Genomic DNA, 15,273 nt, shown 5'->3' with positions numbered 1-15,273 from the left:
CTTATCTATATTGGCGTGGTAAAAATTTAACTTCCGGATGTTTATCTTTTTTACGAGCGAGTTTGCTATTTTTACCAAGTAATAGTTTAAGTTGCCAGATTTTTTCTAGACGCAATGATTTTTCTGGTTGATGTTCCATTGCATCTAATACGCGTTTTGCAGCAGTCAATGCATCTGGTGAGCGTTGTAGCATTTCTGAGGCAATCGCATTCGCTTTTTCTAATGGATTTTCGTTTAAGTGAGTTACAAGGCCAATATCTTTTGCATAGTTTCCGTCAAACACACGGGCAGTTAAAGTGAGTTCTTTGGCAAGGTCAACACCTATCAAACCTTTAAGTGAGCGGGTAAGTCCCATGTCGGGTACTAAACCCCAGCGGCTTTCCATAATTGACATTTTGGTTTCTGGATGGGCAATACGGATATCGGCAGCCAACGCAAGTTGCATTCCCGCGCCAAAGCAATAACCTTCAATTGCTGCAATCACAGGGACAGGCAAGTTTTGCCAAATCAAAAATGCTTTTTGGAAAAGGCTTTGTCCTGGTTTTACAAGCTCCCAAATCGCAAATGCAGAATTTTTAGGATTGTTGAGGTCAGATAAATCAATTCCGGCACTAAATACTTGTGCTTCGCCAGTCAAAATTACACAGCGGATTTCTCGGTCTTTTTGTATGGCTTTAGCCGTTGAAACAAGTTCTTTGAGGAGAGCGAAACTCATGGCATTACGTTTATCCGGACGGTTTAGATAAACTGTCACAATGCCATTATTCTTTTCAATACGTAAAAGTGCCATGAGATTCCCGCTTATTTTTTTATCGATAAGCGGAGCATAACATGGCTGTAAATTGGAAACATGACAGGTCAGTCATGCCTTTTTTACAGGTTCTTTTTAGTCCGGTATCACTAAAATTTGGTGAGCTGCACTCTCTACTTCTTTAATGACAAGTCCTAATTCATTGAAGCGCTGTGTAACTTCTTCAATAAATCCATCGTCAGCTCTACGGCGCTCTTTGCGTAACTTAGAAACAAACTGTTCAAAGTCACCAGTAACTTGTTGAAGTTTTGGTGTGCCAACATAGCGAGTTGCACCATAGAGGCGGTGTAATACATGCTCAAGTTGAGGGAAGTCTTCAAGTTCAATGAGCTGCTGCATTTCATCTAGCTCGGTTGGGAAACTGTCCACCAACATTTTAAGCAAGTCTTGGGCAAGGTCTTCTTTGTTTGCTGCCAATTGTAGGCTTTGCTGCCAGTTTAATATTTCTGGGTCTAGTGCCTCGGCAACAACATGATGATCTTTATCTAAGGCTTGTGCAGTGAAATTGTTTTTGGTCCATTGCGTTAAAATCTGAATGATCTGCTCCATTTGAATTGGCTTGGTGACATAGTCATTCATACCAACTTTCAGAAGCTTTTGTTTTTCATCAGCAAGCGCGTGAGCTGTTAATGCAATAATTGGAAGTTGCATTTCACCATCTAGCGTTGATTCTAAAGAGCGGATCGCGCGAGTGGTATCAATGCCTGACATAACCGGCATTTGAATGTCCATAAACACCAAATCAAACGGTTTGAGCTTTTGATCAATGCGTTCTTGGATGATATTCAGCGCTTCTTGTCCACTTAAGGCTTTAGTGGTTTTAACATTTAACTCACCTAACAATGCTTCTAAAACAATTAAGTTCGGTAAATGGTCATCGACTGCTAAAATATGTAATCCCTGACCATTAAAGTCTTGTTGTTCTTCTTCAAAAATAGGTTGGTCACTTAATAATTGAATAAGTCCACTGCGGCTTAATGGTTGATAAAGAGGGCGAGCACGATATTCGGTGAGCATGTTTGGCTCAAGTGTCATTTGGTAGCCGTAAACTGCTAGGTTACCTTGATAACGGCTACGAATTTCTTTAAGTAGAGCTTCTGTGTCACCGCTATGATCAACAACGAGCCATGTATTATCTTTCTGGTCGAGGTGTTTTAAGCGGCTAAATAAGTCCAAAATCGATTGAGTTTCGATATGTGGAACTTGATAATTTTCAAGATAGTAACGTAAAACACTTGCCGTTGCTGGATGTGCTAAATAAGACACGACTTGTAAATGTTCGAAGTGAGGATGTTCTATCTCATGTTCTTCATCTACAGCAAACTGTGCAGTAAACCAGAATGTTGAACCTTTTTCTGTTGGCGCACGCTCTTGGTTATCTTCAAAACCAATTTGACCATGCATGAGGTGAACCAGTTGTTTGGAGATCGCGAGACCTAAGCCTGTACCACCAAATTGACGTGTAACAGAGGCATCGCCTTGCGAAAACGACTCAAATAATTTTTTACGGTCTGTGCCGCTTAAACCAATACCACTATCTTGAACGCTAAAATGAAGTAAGCATTGACCAATATCATCATGTTCCATACGGACACGAACAATAATTTCGCCATCTGGGGTGAACTTGATTGCATTTGAAATTAGGTTGGTCAAAATTTGTTTAAAGCGTAAAGCATCCCCAATGACTTCTTGAGGAATGTTGTCTGCATAATAAAATGCCATGGCAATATGCTTTTGGGCAGCCAAAGGTGACAACATGTCCATGACATCGAAAATAGCTTCTTCTAAATCAAACGGTGCTGTTTCAAGTTCTAGTTTACCTGCATCAATTTTTGAGAAATCTAATACATCGTTAATTAATGCTAATAAGTGAGCAGAGGATTTTCGAATAGTTTGTAGATAGAGATTTTGTTCGTTACTTAGGTTTTGTTGTCGAAGCAATAAATGAATAAAGCCATCAATACTGTTAAGCGGTGTACGAAGCTCATGACTAATATTGGCAAGGAAAACGGATTTTGCCTGATTTGATGAAATGGCTTGGTCACGTGCCTGACGGTAAGTAATGTTTTGAACTTCTAAGGTATCTAGTGTTCTGCGTAAGTCTTCTTCGGTTTGTTCTGTATGTTCTTTAAGCTCTAAAAAACTAAAATGTAAGCGTTTTACTACGTTTGCAATATCACGTTGGAGTAATCGTAATTCGCCTGTACTGTTAATGATCATGTGCTGATCTAAAGTGTCTGCATTAAGTCGTTGTAATTGCATTCGAATTTCGTACATCGGTGCAACCCAGCGGCGAGAGAAGAAATTTAGGCAGAGCAAAAGCAACAGTAGTGTCATTAAGCTGGTAATGACTAACGCGATCAGAATGCGATAGCGTGCTAGCTCTAATGGCTGATTGTCCATTTCAATCACAAGCCAAACAGGAGTTTTTCCTGTGGTATTAGTGACTCGAATACCATAGATATTGTTATGGTTGTAAGAAATAGGACCGAAGAAACTACTGCTTTGTGTAAAGTTGGGCCAGTAACGATTATCTCGGTAACCCACACTTAAGTATGTTTGACCATTACTATCAATTAAAGCAGCACGTTTTAAATCTTTTTCACTGAACATGCTTTGCATAATGTTTTGTGCATGATCATATTCATCAGGTTTTAGCTCTACCAATGTGTAGAGGTCTTTGGCGATTTCATTATAACGAGCCAAAATAGCCGAAGCGTGATGGAGCTGCTGTTGCTTGGCCGAATGAGATGTTTCAGTTAAAACCAGAAATGCGCCAACCCCTGTTAAAATCATCATGGGCACAAAAATAAGAGCAATCAATTGCCCATATGCATGATTCAGACGTAAGCGTTTCGATAAGGTTTTATTGAAATTAGACATGGCTACATCAGATTGATCTCTCTGTAGGGCATATTATCACGCTTTATTTTAAAACAGACGGCATTTTATAACTGACCGTGCTTTAATCACTTTTATTAAAAAGCATAGTGAAATGGGTGCAGTACCGATCATTTTTTCATACAATAGTGCCACCCCGATTTAGGTGTTGATCATGAGTAATACACAACCTGATTTTTTAGCCGACGAATTTTTGTTAGATCACTATGTAGGTAAAACACCTCTAGTCCGTTTGCAGCGCTTGGCTTGTCATACGCAAGCAACGGTTTTAGCAAAATTGGAAGGTAATAATCCAGCAGGTTCTGTAAAAGATCGTCCTGCCTACAACATGATTATGCAGGCAGAAAAGCGTGGTCAAATTAAACCGGGTGATACGTTAATTGAGGCAACTAGTGGTAACACAGGTATTGCGTTAGCTATGGTTGCAGCAATGCGTGGCTATAAAATGAAACTTATTATGCCAAATAACATGAGCCAAGAACGTAAAGATGCGATGCTGGCTTATGGTGCAGAACTGATTGAAGTGACTCCCCAACAAGGTATGGAAGGCGCACGTGATTTAGCTTTGCAAATGGAAAAAGACGGCAAAGGTCATGTTCTAAATCAGTTTGGTAATCCTGATAATGTCGAAGCTCATTACCTTACGACAGGCCCTGAAATCTGGAAACAAACTGGTGGTAAAATTACTCACTTTGTAAGCTCAATGGGTACAACAGGTACCATTATGGGTGTTTCTAAGTATTTAAAAGAACAAAATCCAGACATTCAGATTGTGGGGTTACAGCCAGCAGACGGATCAAGTATTGCGGGTATTCGTCGTTGGCCAAAAGAATATTTACCCACGATTTTTGATAGCAGTCGTGTAGACCGAATTATTGATATTCCTCAAATTGAAGCTGAAAAAACCATGCGTAAATTGGCACGTATGGAAGGTGTTAGTGCTGGTACATCTTCAGGTGGTGCGGTTTGGGCATCAATTAAGATTGCAGAAGAAAATCCAGATGCTGTTATTGTTTGCATTATCTGTGACCGTGGCGACCGCTACTTATCTACAGGTTTGTTTTCAGTACAGGACGATAACTCATAATTGAGAGAAAGAATGCGTTTCCCAACTTTAGTTTTTGACATTGAAACTTTAACTGATTTAAAAGCGGGAGCGCATTTATATCATCTTGATTTGCGAGAGGCAGATGTCGAACAGGCACTCACCAAAATCCGCCGTCAAGAATCAGGCATGGATTTTCAGCGTTTACCATTGCACGAAATTGTTTGTATTTCTGGACTATGGATTGATGAATCGGGCTTTCGATTATTTTCATTTAGTCGAGAGCACTATTCAGAAGCTGAAATTTTACAGAAGTTTTTATCTATTTTTGATAAGCGCCACCCGACTTTAGTAAGTTGGAATGGCTCACAATTTGATTTACCGGTTATTTTGTTCCGTGCCATGTATCATGGTCTTTCTGCGCCGGGCTTGTTTGATCAAGGTGAGCTTGATAGTCAAAAACGTTTTAATAATTACCAAAACCGTTATCACCATCGTCATATTGATTTAATGGATGTTATGGCAATGTTTAATGGTCGTAATTTCCAAAAGCTTGACGATATCGCCTGTATTTTAGGTTTGCCGGGTAAGCGTGGTGAATCGGGTTATCATGTTCCTGAATATGTTCGTAATCAACAGTGGTTAAAATTAACCAGTTATTGTGAAGGTGATGTACTCAATACATGGTTCATTTATTTGCGTTGGTTAGTACTAAAAGGCCAATTAAATGCAGATGAACATAATCACTGGATTAGTTCGAGTATTGAATATTTACAAACTATGCCTCAGCAGGCCGATTTTCTTGAAGTGTGGCAACGTACTTCGAAATACACCGAATTTACGTCCCACTATTTTAATCCTTTAGATTTTTAGGTTCATTCTTTGAAACAGCAAGCCAAATCTCGCAAAGCTCAACAACCAGAATATATTTTTCAGGTTGAAACTCTTTCTCATGAGGGGCGAGGAATTGCGCACTATGGTTCTCATCCAGATCATCCGGCAGATAAGCATGGTAAAAAAGTGTTTATTCGTTATGCGTTGCCTGGAGAAATGGTAAAGGCTCAAATCACGCATGAAGCTAAACGTCTTGAAGAAGCTGAAATGATTGAGCTTTTAGCTGAACCTTCACCAAATCGTGTAGAGGCAGTTTGCCCTCATTATGGTATTTGTGGTGGTTGTAGCATGCAGCATATCCATCCAGATGAGCAAATTCGCTTAAAGCAAAATGTACTCCAGTCACATTTACAACACTTTGCGGGTATTCAACCTGAACAGTGGTTAGAGCCAATTCGATCTTTACAAAGTGATTATCGTCGTCGAGCGCGTATAGGTGTGCGTTATTTGCCAAAACCGGATCGTTTGATTCTAGGTTTCCGTGAGCATCATAGTAATCGTTTAACTTCTATCCATACTTGTAGTGTTTTGGATAAAAAGTTATCAGATAGTCTGCCAGAGTTGCGTAATTTACTCCAAAGTCTAAAGGGCAAAGCACATATTGGTCATGTAGAATTAGCAAAAGGTGATGATGAAACGTCTTTATTGGTTCGTCATGTAGAAAAATTAAATAATTCTGATGTCAACCAATTAAGACAATTTGCGTTACACAAAGGCTGGCAATTGTATTTACAACCCAAAGGCCCTGAAAGTCTTCGTCGTATTGATGAAGAGCAAGGTGCTATGCGGTTACATTATGCTTTAAATGCATTTGAGGTAAATTTTGCTTTTTCGCCATTGGATTTTACGCAGGTCAATGCGACAGTAAATGAACAAATGGTACAATTGGCATGTGAATTGCTTCAATTACAAGACGGTGAAAGGGTACTCGATCTGTTTTGTGGATTAGGTAATTTTTCGCTTCCACTTGCACGATGTGTTGGTGCAAATGGTCAGGTTGTTGGTGTGGAAGCTAGTGAAGAAATGGTGCAGCGGGCAGCAGACAATGCAAAATGCAATAATTTGGTGCAAGCAACCTTCTTTTCACAAGATTTAACAAAAGATTTTTCGCATCATTCTTGGGCAAATCAAGGATTTGATGCATTATTGATTGATCCTCCTCGTGCCGGTGCATATGAAATTATGCAGTATGTACCAAACTTTGGAGCAAAAAGAATCGTTTATGTATCATGTAATCCAGCAACACTAGCAAGGGATGCCGGTGTTTTGGTTCAACATGGGTACCAGTTAAAAAAAGCAGGGGTTATGGACATGTTTACGCATACAGAACATGTTGAATCAATTGCTTTATTTGAAAAAATTCAAGAGATAAACGATTAAAAACATGAGTTACATATCTAGGAGAATGGTATGGTCACAGTACGTGAACAGTTACCTGAACAACTAACTGAGTTGTCAGAGGAAACGACTGTAGAGCATGCCGCCGAAACACAAGTCGGTTTAGCCTCATGGTTGGATCGGGTTCGTGAAATATTAGATGGGGCAGAGCTTAAACAACTCGAAGAGGTTGCGCATTTAACCCTGCAAAAAGAGTTAGATTCAACGGTTAATCATCGTTCCAATACATTTGCTACTGGTGTTGGAATGGCTGATATTCTGGCGCATTTACATGTAGATGAAGATACTTTATCTGCTGCGATGCTTTATCGTAGTGTTCGTGAGGACATTACTGATATAGAAGAAGTGAGGCGCAAATTTGGTGAGCAAGTCTATAACCTTGTCAAAGGCACTTTGGCAATGGGTAAGCTTTCAGAGCTCATTGAAAAAAATAAACGATTAGAAGACCATTTTAATAATAACCAGCGGGAACATTTAAGCGGCATTTATAAAATGCTGATTTCTGTGACCGAAGATGTTCGTGTTGTTTTAATTAAGTTAGCCGAGCGTACTTATTCTTTACGAGAGCTCGCAAACTCATCACGTGAGCGTCAAGAGCGTGTCGCACGTGAAATTCTAACTATTTATTCTCCATTAGCACACCGTTTAGGTATTGCACAGCTTAAGTGGGAACTCGAAGATTTAGCTTTCCGCTATTTGGCACCAGACCGTTATAAAGAGATTGCTTCTTTACTCAATGAAAAGCGTTTAGAGCGTGAACATTATATTCAGTTCGTGATTGATCGCTTAAAGAATGAGTTGGCGTCTTACGGTATTGAAGCTGAAATTACAGGTCGAGCAAAGCACATTTATTCGATTTATCGAAAAATGAAAAGTAAAAATCTGAGTTTCGATCAGCTTTATGATATTCGTGCCTTACGTGTGTTGGTCAATAGCGTACCCGAGTGTTATCACTCATTAGGTATTGTTCATCAAATTTGGCGTCATATTCCACACCAGTTTGATGACTATATTACCAACCCGAAAGCAAATGGTTATCGCTCATTACATACTGCTGTAATTGCTGAAAATAAATCTTTAGAAGTACAAATCCGTACTCATGAGATGCATGATGAAGCAGAATTAGGCGTGTGTTCGCACTTTAACTATAAAGAAGGCTCAAAGAATACCGATCATTCTTTTAACCATCGGTTACATTCGCTTCGTGCTGTTTTGGAACATTACCAAGAACGTAATGAAACCACAGTACATCAAAATGAAGACGAGACAGAAAGCTTTGATCAGCTTCAAGACTTTGAAGGTTTTGAAAAGATTTATGTCTTTAGTCGTGATGGTGATATTAAAGAATTACCACGTGGTTCAACTGTTTTAGACTTTGCTTATCATGTACACACAGAGGTAGGGAATAAATGTTATGCAGCGCGTGTTAACCAGCGCTACGTGCCATTAACCTATACGCTAAAAACAGGTGAGCAGGTTGAGATTTTAACCAAGAAAGACCGTGAACCAAACCGTGACTGGTTGGTGAATTCTTTAGGTTATATCAAGACATCTCGTGCACGTGACAAGCTACGTCACTGGTTCAGACAGCAAGATCGTAGCAAGAACCTTGAAGTTGGTCGTGAGTTACTGAACAAAGAATTGTCTCGATTGGCTATTCACCCGAAGAGTATCGATCTCAACGACTACTCATCACATTTTAATGTGAAAACAGGCGATGATATTTTGGTTAATCTGGTTAGCGGCGATATAAGTCTGCATGCCTTGATTAACCAGATTAATCGCCAAATGCATCTGGATCAGGATGAGCCTGAACTGGTACTTAAGCCAACATTAAACCCACGTGCCAGCCATACTTTGTCTGCACATGGTATTTTGATTGATGGTTTAGACAACGTAGAGCTACATATTGCACAGTGTTGCCAACCAGTCCATGGTGAATCAATTGCGGGATATATCACGTTGAATCGTGGCGTAAGTATTCACAAAGTCTTGTGTTCTGATTATCAGCGCATGATCAAGCAAGAGCCAGAACGTGCTGTTGAAGCTGATTGGGAAATGCAGCCAACTCGTGGTCAAAGTGTTCAAATTGTAGTTGAAGCTTATGATCGTCGTGGTTTGCTCAAAGACTTAACTCAAGTGATTTTCTCTGACCAAATTAATATCCGTCAGGTAAATACAATTTCTGAGGCTGATGGTATTGCCAATATGAAGTTGCTCATTGAGGTGAAAGGTTTGGCTCAGCTTTCACGTTTGTTGGCTCGTTTAGAGCAGCAACCGGGGATTATCAGCGCACGACGTATGATTCAAGGTGTTTAAATAAACTAAGTAAAAAGGCCGTCAATTGACGGTCTTTTTTATCAGCTACTTTCTCGATAAATAAATATTAGTTAACCGATTTAAAAACTGTGGGCTTATTGTTGAAAGTTGATAAAGCAATTTGGTTTTTATACCAACAGGAGTGTGCGTAGGTGTCCAGAAATGAGCTTTTTTTTCGACAAGTGAAAGGACTTGCTGAGCAATATCATTTGGAGTTAAGTCAACGCCCATATTTTGAATACTACCCGCGTCCATATTACTGACCATCGCAGTTTGTACAAATAAAGGCATCACATCTAAAACACGAATACCATATTTTTTCCATTCCACATCTAAACCTTCGGTAATTCCGCGAACTGCAAACTTACTGGCTGAATATGAAATGAGATCAGCTTGCCCATAAATTGCAGAAGCTGAAGAGAGATTAATGACGCGTGCAAAAGAAGCTTGCTTTAAATAAGGAAGAGCAGCATGGCAGCCATTGATGACGCCGTTTACATTAATATTGATTGTTCTTTGGTGTGAATTGATATCGATGTGTTCAAAGGCCCCAGAATATAAAATTCCTGCGTTATTCACTAAAATATTAAGCTCGCCAGCCCAGTCGGTAAATTCTTTTAATATAAGTTGCCACTGGCTGTAATCACTAACATCTAAATAGCCAGCGCATGCATTGGGACCTAATTCTGTTGCTAAGCTTTGAGCAAGTGATTCGTTAATATCATAAATACCTACTTTATACCCTTGTTTGTAAAATACTCGTGCAATTTCTGCTCCAATACCTTGAGCTGTGCCACTAATCAGAATGCTATGTTTCATCTTTTTTTCTCTTTATCGTTACAATATGACGAATGATTTGCCGCTTTAATTTTGATCATAGCAAATTAAGATTTTAAATTTACTGACCGACTTTTTGAACTTGAGGGTTACCATGGATAAATTGCTTAAAATTATGCAAGAGCTACGTGAAAAATGTCCGTGGGATCAACAACAAACCCCGATGTCGCTAACTAAATATGCGATTGAAGAGGCATATGAGGTCGAGGCTGCCATTCGTCAGGGCGATATTGATGAAATCCGAAATGAGTTGGGTGATTTGCTACTACAAGTTGTATTTCAATCACAAATGTTTAGTGAGCAAGGGGCGTTCAATTTTCAAGATGTGGTTGAGGCAATTAGTGAAAAATTAATAAGACGTCATCCACATGTGTTTCAAGCTGATCAATTTAATAACTTAACACCCGAACAAGTCAGTGAGCTATGGAAACACATTAAACAACAAGAAAAGCAAGGCAAGCCGCAATCAAGATTAGATGAAATTAAACATGGTCCTGCACTGTCTCAAGCACAGGAAATTCAAAAAAATGTTGCAAAAGTCGGTTTTGATTTCGAAACAGTAGAAGATGCTTATGCAAAACTAGAAGAAGAACTCGGTGAGTTCAAAGAGGCGCTCAAAAGTCAAAATATTGATGAAATTCAAGACGAATTTGGAGATTGTCTGTTTTCATTAGTCAATGTAGGACGTAAACTTAATATTTCAAGTGAAACTTCACTTTTATCAACCATACATAAATTTAGAAGTCGTTTTGCTTTTATTGAAGAGCAAGCCATAAAACAGCAAAGAACATTAGAAGACATGACTTTGTCAGAGATGGATGAATTGTGGAATCAAGCAAAACGACAATTACAAACAGGGGGAAAACGACATGCGATACAGCATGAGACATTGGAAAAATAATTGCTTTATTTTAATGATGTTGTACTTAGGGGTAATTTCACCTTCGGTTTTTGCTCAATCTTTTGATCAAAACTTTCAGGAATGGAAGGCTAAACAGCAGATGTATGACCAAAAGTTAAACATCTCTAAGCCTTCTCATTCTTATGGTTCTAAAAATTCTTATACTAAGAGTTCTGCTGATTCTATAGCGCAAATTCGTTTGAATCAGGCCACTGTAAATGAGTTTCAGCAGTTAAAAGGCGTAGGTGAGAAAAAGGCGCAAGCGATTGTAGAATATAGACAGAAGAACGGAAGTTTTAAAAATATTGACGAAATTAAAAATGTCAAAGGAATCGGGCCTGCTATTTTTGAAAAAAATAAATCGCGTTTAGCCTTATAAAAGTTCTGTTCGTCAATTATCATTTCCTGCGCAATCTAAAGAGAATCAAATTGCCCTTTGTGTGTGTTAGAGCTATGATTAGCGACAACTTGTTATTTACGTCCTGACGTAGGAGACAGCGTCTTTTGCAAACCTTGCGAGCGTCAAAATGTGGTTTGTCCACAGCCCAACTTCCTTCTTCGATTTTAGATGTGATCGATAGTCTGAACAAAGCAGGCTATGAGGCTTATATTGTTGGGGGTGGTGTCCGTGATTTAATGCTAGGACTCAATCCTAAAGATTTCGATGCAGTCACCAATGCAACACCTTCTCAAATTAAAGAGGTTTTTGGTCGTCGATGCCGAATTATTGGCCGTCGATTTGAATTGGCACATGTCTATTCAGGGCGTGAGCTAATTGAAGTTGCGACTTTCCGTGCCCCTCCTAAAAAAGCAGTCACCAACGCTTCTGGCATGATTTTGCGTGACAATAACTGGGGAACAATAGAGCAGGACTTTGCTCGACGCGATTTTTCTATCAATACGCTTTACTACCAACCACGTAAGGGTATTGTGCTCGATTTTTGTAAAGCAATTGATGATGTCAAAAATAAGACTTTACGTTTATTGGGTGATCCTGCACAACGTTTTGAAGAAGATCCGGTGCGTATGCTACGGACATTACGTTTTGCAGCGAAGCTAAATTTCAAGATTAACTCAAATATTCTCGATATTTTTGATGTTGAGATGACACAGTTACTTCGTGATGTTTCTCCGCACCGTTTATACGATGAGTCTCAGAAGCTTTTCACAATGGGTCATTTGGCACGTGTATTACCAATGCTAATTGAATTTGGCGTGTGGAAGCAGCTTTTTGCTGATATTCGTCCAGATCTGACGCCATTTATTCAACGCGCTGCAAAAAATACAGATCAACGTATTCAAATTGGTAAAACCATTAACCCAGCATTTTTCTATGCGGTTTTATTGTGGCAGCCATTTTTAGAACGCTGTGATTTTTATTTAACAAAAGGTGTGGTTCCAGCAGAAGCTCGTGCGCAGGCTGGTTTAGATGTTTTAAAACGTCAAGCCACACGTACAGTCATTCCTCGTTTTGCTGAAACTTTTATTCGTGAAGTTTGGGAAATGCAAACCCGATTGCTTAATCCAAAGCCACAGCAAATTGAAGCATTGGCAAGCCATGCGCGTTTCCGTGCAGGTTTTGACTTCTTATTACTTCGTGAAAAGTCAGGTGATGACTCAACGCAAGGAATGGGAAGTTGGTGGGATGCTTACCAAGAAATGTCAAATGACGAAAAAGAAGCTGCGATTAGCCAATATAATCGTCAAAAAGCGAAAAGTCGTCGTAAGGTTGCTGCTGAACCGATTGAAAGCAATAGAGTTGATGTAGAAATTGAGCCTTTGGTGGATGTTCCAGAACCTCGAAGCCGTCGTGGTAAGAAAGAACGCTCACGACAAGAGCAGACTGTTGATCGTTTTATGGAAAAATCTTCAGCATCACAAGCTAACATGACGAGTGATCACCCAATTTTAAAGCGCAAGCGGGTACAACGTGATTTGAGCCAAGTTATTTTTGGGCCTACACAATGACAGTAACCACGTATATTGGCTTAGGAAGTAACCTAGGTGACTCACGCCAGATTTTGTCTGAAGCAATAGCTAAGCTTAAATCTATTGGTGAAGTGAAGGTCTCCAAACTGTATCAAAGCCCACCCATGGGTCCTCAAGATCAACCTAACTATCTAAATGCAGTCGCTCAGCTAAAAACCGAGTTACTTCCGCTTGACTTACTTGACCAGCTCCAGCGCTTTGAACAGGAAGCTGGGCGTGTGAGACTACGTCATTGGGGTGAGCGAACTTTAGATCTTGATCTACTGATTTATGGCAATGAAAAAATACAAAATGAGCGCTTAACTGTGCCGCACGTAGGAATACTGCAAAGAGATTTTGTTGTGATTCCTTTATTAGATTTAGATGCTGATTTACATATTAATGATCAGCCACTTAAAAATTTAGAACTCTTACAGCAGCCGACGCTGACTGTACTTGCTGATGAGTCTTGGGCTTAAGCCTGACTTATACGTTCTGCAAACTCCTGTAGAGGATACCATCATGATTAGTCTTAGTGACTTAAGAAAATTTAAAGCCGAAGGACGTAAGTTCTCTTGTCTAACTTGTTACGATGCAAGTATGGCAAAAGCAATGGAACTTGCTGAAATTGATACTATCTTAATTGGTGATTCTCTTGGAATGGCAATTCAAGGTCGTGATTCAACGTTACCTGTAACTGTTGAAGACATGGCTTATCATACGGCGGCGGTGCGCCGTGGTAACCAGCATGCATTGATTATGACTGATTTACCATTTATGAGTTATGCCACTTTAAACGATGCTTTGCAGAATGCGAAAACAGTTATGCAAGCTGGTGCCCAGATGATCAAAATCGAAGGCGGTGCATGGCTAAGTGAAACGGTACAAGTGTTAACGCGTAATGGTGTACCTGTATGCGTTCATTTAGGTTTAACACCTCAATCTGTGCATGTATTTGGTGGTTATAAGTTACAAGCTAGAACACGTGAAGCTGCGGATCAACTGATTGCTGACTGTACGGCTGTGGTTGAAGCTGGAGCGGCGGTACTATTGCTTGAATGCGTTCCAGCACAACTAGGCCAAGAAATTGCTGAGCTGTTCCCAAATACTCCAGTGATTGGTATTGGGGCAGGTAATGCGACTGACGGTCAGGTATTGGTTGTACAAGACATGTTAGGTTTGACGTTTGGCAAGGTTGCACGTTTTGTGCGTAACTTCATGAAAGAACAGTCTGGTGAAACAGCTATTTTAGATGCTTTTAAATCTTTTCATGCTGCAGTACAAGATCAGTCGTTCCCTGCCAAAGAACATACTTTCAATGTTGAGCTGTAATTCATGAAAACAGAAACCACTATACAAGGCTTAGCTGCTTCTTTAAATCCTGCTAGAGCTGCACGTAAAATCATTGGTTTTGTCCCAACTATGGGAAATCTACATGAAGGCCATCTCACACTTGTTCGTGAAGCGAAGAAGTTATGTGATGTTGTGGTTGTAAGTATCTTTGTGAATCCGACCCAATTTGGTCCGGGTGAAGATTTTGACAACTATCCACGTACTTTGGAGCAAGATAGCCGTCTACTTGCAGATGTTGGCTGTGACATCGTTTTCGCACCTTCAGTCGAGCAAATGTATGGTACACAGCCTCGTTTAACTAACATTAGTGTTAGTCAAATTACGGATGACTTGTGTGGTAGTTCACGTCCAGGACATTTTGATGGTGTAGCGTTGGTTGTCACAAAACTCTTTAATATTGTGCAGCCAAACTATGCTTTCTTTGGTCAAAAAGATTATCAACAGTTAGCTGTAATTCGCCAGTTTGTTCAAGACTTAAACATTCCGTTAGAAGTTATTGGTGTGCCTATTGTTCGTGCGGCAGATGGTCTGGCATTGAGTTCGCGTAATGGTTATTTGACACCTGAACAGCGTCAAACGGCACCAGTCATCTATCAAGGTCTAAAGCAAGCTGAAGAACAATTACATCAAGGTAAGGATTTGCAACAAGTCTTGGCAGATTTAAAAACGTTGTTGACAGACAATGGTTTTGTTGTGGATTATGTGGAAGCTCGTCAGTCAAATCTGTTACCTGTTACTCAATTTGATCGTAATATTGTGTTGTTTGTTGCGGCTAAGTTGGGTGGGACACGTTTAATTGATAATTTACAAGTTGCCTTTACATCTCAATAATACATAAAAGGACAG

The 15,273-nt window shown here is 39.8% G+C and carries 13 protein-coding genes; 10 read left to right on the top strand and 3 right to left on the bottom strand.

Translation table 11 applies throughout. The annotated features are described in order from the left end of the window. Nucleotide 1: 1 nt before the first annotated feature. Both ACLCEG_RS12165 and ACLCEG_RS12160 read right to left on the bottom strand, forming a co-directional pair. Nucleotides 2-790 (bottom strand): crotonase/enoyl-CoA hydratase family protein, encoded by a 789-nt coding sequence (locus tag ACLCEG_RS12165; protein ID WP_410567697.1) that lies wholly within the window; start codon nt 788-790, stop codon nt 2-4. 96 nt (nt 791-886) lie between these two features. After that, nucleotides 887-3,694 carry an ATP-binding protein gene (locus ACLCEG_RS12160; protein WP_346791043.1) on the bottom strand — a complete coding sequence of 936 codons (2,808 nt, stop codon included), beginning with the start codon at nt 3,692-3,694 and terminating at the stop codon, nt 887-889. A gap of 172 nt (nt 3,695-3,866) precedes the next feature. Here ACLCEG_RS12160 and cysM point away from each other — a divergent pair, with 172 nt between their 5' ends. The 4 genes from cysM to ACLCEG_RS12140 are packed head-to-tail and all read left to right on the top strand — an operon-like array spanning nt 3,867 to nt 9,368. Further along, entirely contained in the window at nt 3,867-4,799 is a 933-nt protein-coding gene (gene cysM, locus ACLCEG_RS12155; protein WP_174739060.1) for a cysteine synthase CysM, read from the top strand. Nucleotides 4,800-4,811: 12 nt separating this feature from the next. Next, nucleotides 4,812-5,630: a 3'-5' exonuclease gene (locus ACLCEG_RS12150; protein WP_410567694.1), complete on the top strand. Its 819-nt coding sequence runs from the start codon at nt 4,812-4,814 to the stop codon at nt 5,628-5,630. A 9-nt stretch (nt 5,631-5,639) separates the two neighbouring features. Further along, on the top strand, nt 5,640-7,031 hold the full coding sequence (gene rlmD, locus ACLCEG_RS12145; RefSeq protein WP_410567692.1) for a 23S rRNA (uracil(1939)-C(5))-methyltransferase RlmD: 1,392 nt from the start codon (nt 5,640-5,642) through the stop codon (nt 7,029-7,031). A gap of 30 nt (nt 7,032-7,061) precedes the next feature. After that, nucleotides 7,062-9,368 (top strand): RelA/SpoT family protein, encoded by a 2,307-nt coding sequence (locus ACLCEG_RS12140; RefSeq protein ID WP_410567690.1) that lies wholly within the window; start codon nt 7,062-7,064, stop codon nt 9,366-9,368. Between the two features lie 45 nt (nt 9,369-9,413). Here the strand turns inward: ACLCEG_RS12140 and ACLCEG_RS12135 are convergent, their stop codons facing one another. Next, nucleotides 9,414-10,187: an SDR family oxidoreductase gene (locus tag ACLCEG_RS12135; protein WP_410567688.1), complete on the bottom strand. Its 774-nt coding sequence runs from the start codon at nt 10,185-10,187 to the stop codon at nt 9,414-9,416. Between the two features lie 112 nt (nt 10,188-10,299). Here ACLCEG_RS12135 and mazG point away from each other — a divergent pair, with 112 nt between their 5' ends. The 6 genes from mazG (at nt 10,300) to panC (ending at nt 15,258) form a co-directional block, all read left to right on the top strand. Then, on the top strand, nt 10,300-11,106 hold the full coding sequence (gene mazG / locus ACLCEG_RS12130) for a nucleoside triphosphate pyrophosphohydrolase (protein ID WP_410567686.1): 807 nt from the start codon (nt 10,300-10,302) through the stop codon (nt 11,104-11,106). Continuing rightward, nucleotides 11,075-11,485, top strand: coding sequence for a ComEA family DNA-binding protein (locus ACLCEG_RS12125; RefSeq protein ID WP_410567684.1), 411 nt, complete (start codon nt 11,075-11,077; stop codon nt 11,483-11,485). Before mazG ends, ACLCEG_RS12125 begins: the two co-directional genes overlap by 32 nt. 125 nt (nt 11,486-11,610) lie before the next feature. Then, entirely contained in the window at nt 11,611-13,074 is a 1,464-nt protein-coding gene (gene pcnB / locus ACLCEG_RS12120) for a polynucleotide adenylyltransferase PcnB (RefSeq protein ID WP_410567682.1), read from the top strand. After that, entirely contained in the window at nt 13,071-13,553 is a 483-nt protein-coding gene (gene folK / locus ACLCEG_RS12115; RefSeq protein ID WP_004698604.1) for a 2-amino-4-hydroxy-6-hydroxymethyldihydropteridine diphosphokinase, read from the top strand. The genes pcnB and folK overlap by 4 nt, the downstream gene beginning before the upstream one ends. 43 nt (nt 13,554-13,596) lie before the next feature. Next, nucleotides 13,597-14,406: a 3-methyl-2-oxobutanoate hydroxymethyltransferase gene (gene panB, locus ACLCEG_RS12110; protein ID WP_004698602.1), complete on the top strand. Its 810-nt coding sequence runs from the start codon at nt 13,597-13,599 to the stop codon at nt 14,404-14,406. Nucleotides 14,407-14,409: 3 nt separating this feature from the next. After that, nucleotides 14,410-15,258: a pantoate--beta-alanine ligase gene (gene panC, locus ACLCEG_RS12105; protein ID WP_004698600.1), complete on the top strand. Its 849-nt coding sequence runs from the start codon at nt 14,410-14,412 to the stop codon at nt 15,256-15,258. The last annotated feature ends 15 nt before the right edge of the window (nt 15,259-15,273 follow it).

It is taken from the genome of Acinetobacter sp. H1(2024) (assembly GCF_046557555.1).
In the GTDB taxonomy this organism is placed as follows: domain Bacteria; phylum Pseudomonadota; class Gammaproteobacteria; order Pseudomonadales; family Moraxellaceae; genus Acinetobacter; species Acinetobacter seifertii.
Note: the sequence above shows the minus strand (reverse complement) of the source record. Positions and strands in the feature narration are given on the sequence as shown.

Bases quoted from the DNA above. Each gene is read 5' to 3' on its own strand.
- ACLCEG_RS12140 (WP_410567690.1), top strand. From the start codon at position 7,062: ATGGTCACAGTACGTGAACAGTTACCTGAACAACTAACTGAGTTGTCA.
- ACLCEG_RS12165 (WP_410567697.1), bottom strand. From the start codon at position 790: ATGGCACTTTTACGTATTGAAAAGAATAATGGCATTGTGACAGTTTAT.
- folK (WP_004698604.1), top strand. From the start codon at position 13,071: ATGACAGTAACCACGTATATTGGCTTAGGAAGTAACCTAGGTGACTCA.
- ACLCEG_RS12125 (WP_410567684.1), top strand. From the start codon at position 11,075: ATGCGATACAGCATGAGACATTGGAAAAATAATTGCTTTATTTTAATG.
- panB (WP_004698602.1), top strand. From the start codon at position 13,597: ATGATTAGTCTTAGTGACTTAAGAAAATTTAAAGCCGAAGGACGTAAG.
- cysM (WP_174739060.1), top strand. From the start codon at position 3,867: ATGAGTAATACACAACCTGATTTTTTAGCCGACGAATTTTTGTTAGAT.
- panC (WP_004698600.1), top strand. From the start codon at position 14,410: ATGAAAACAGAAACCACTATACAAGGCTTAGCTGCTTCTTTAAATCCT.
- ACLCEG_RS12135 (WP_410567688.1), bottom strand. From the start codon at position 10,187: ATGAAACATAGCATTCTGATTAGTGGCACAGCTCAAGGTATTGGAGCA.
- ACLCEG_RS12150 (WP_410567694.1), top strand. From the start codon at position 4,812: ATGCGTTTCCCAACTTTAGTTTTTGACATTGAAACTTTAACTGATTTA.
- mazG (WP_410567686.1), top strand. From the start codon at position 10,300: ATGGATAAATTGCTTAAAATTATGCAAGAGCTACGTGAAAAATGTCCG.
- ACLCEG_RS12160 (WP_346791043.1), bottom strand. From the start codon at position 3,694: ATGTCTAATTTCAATAAAACCTTATCGAAACGCTTACGTCTGAATCAT.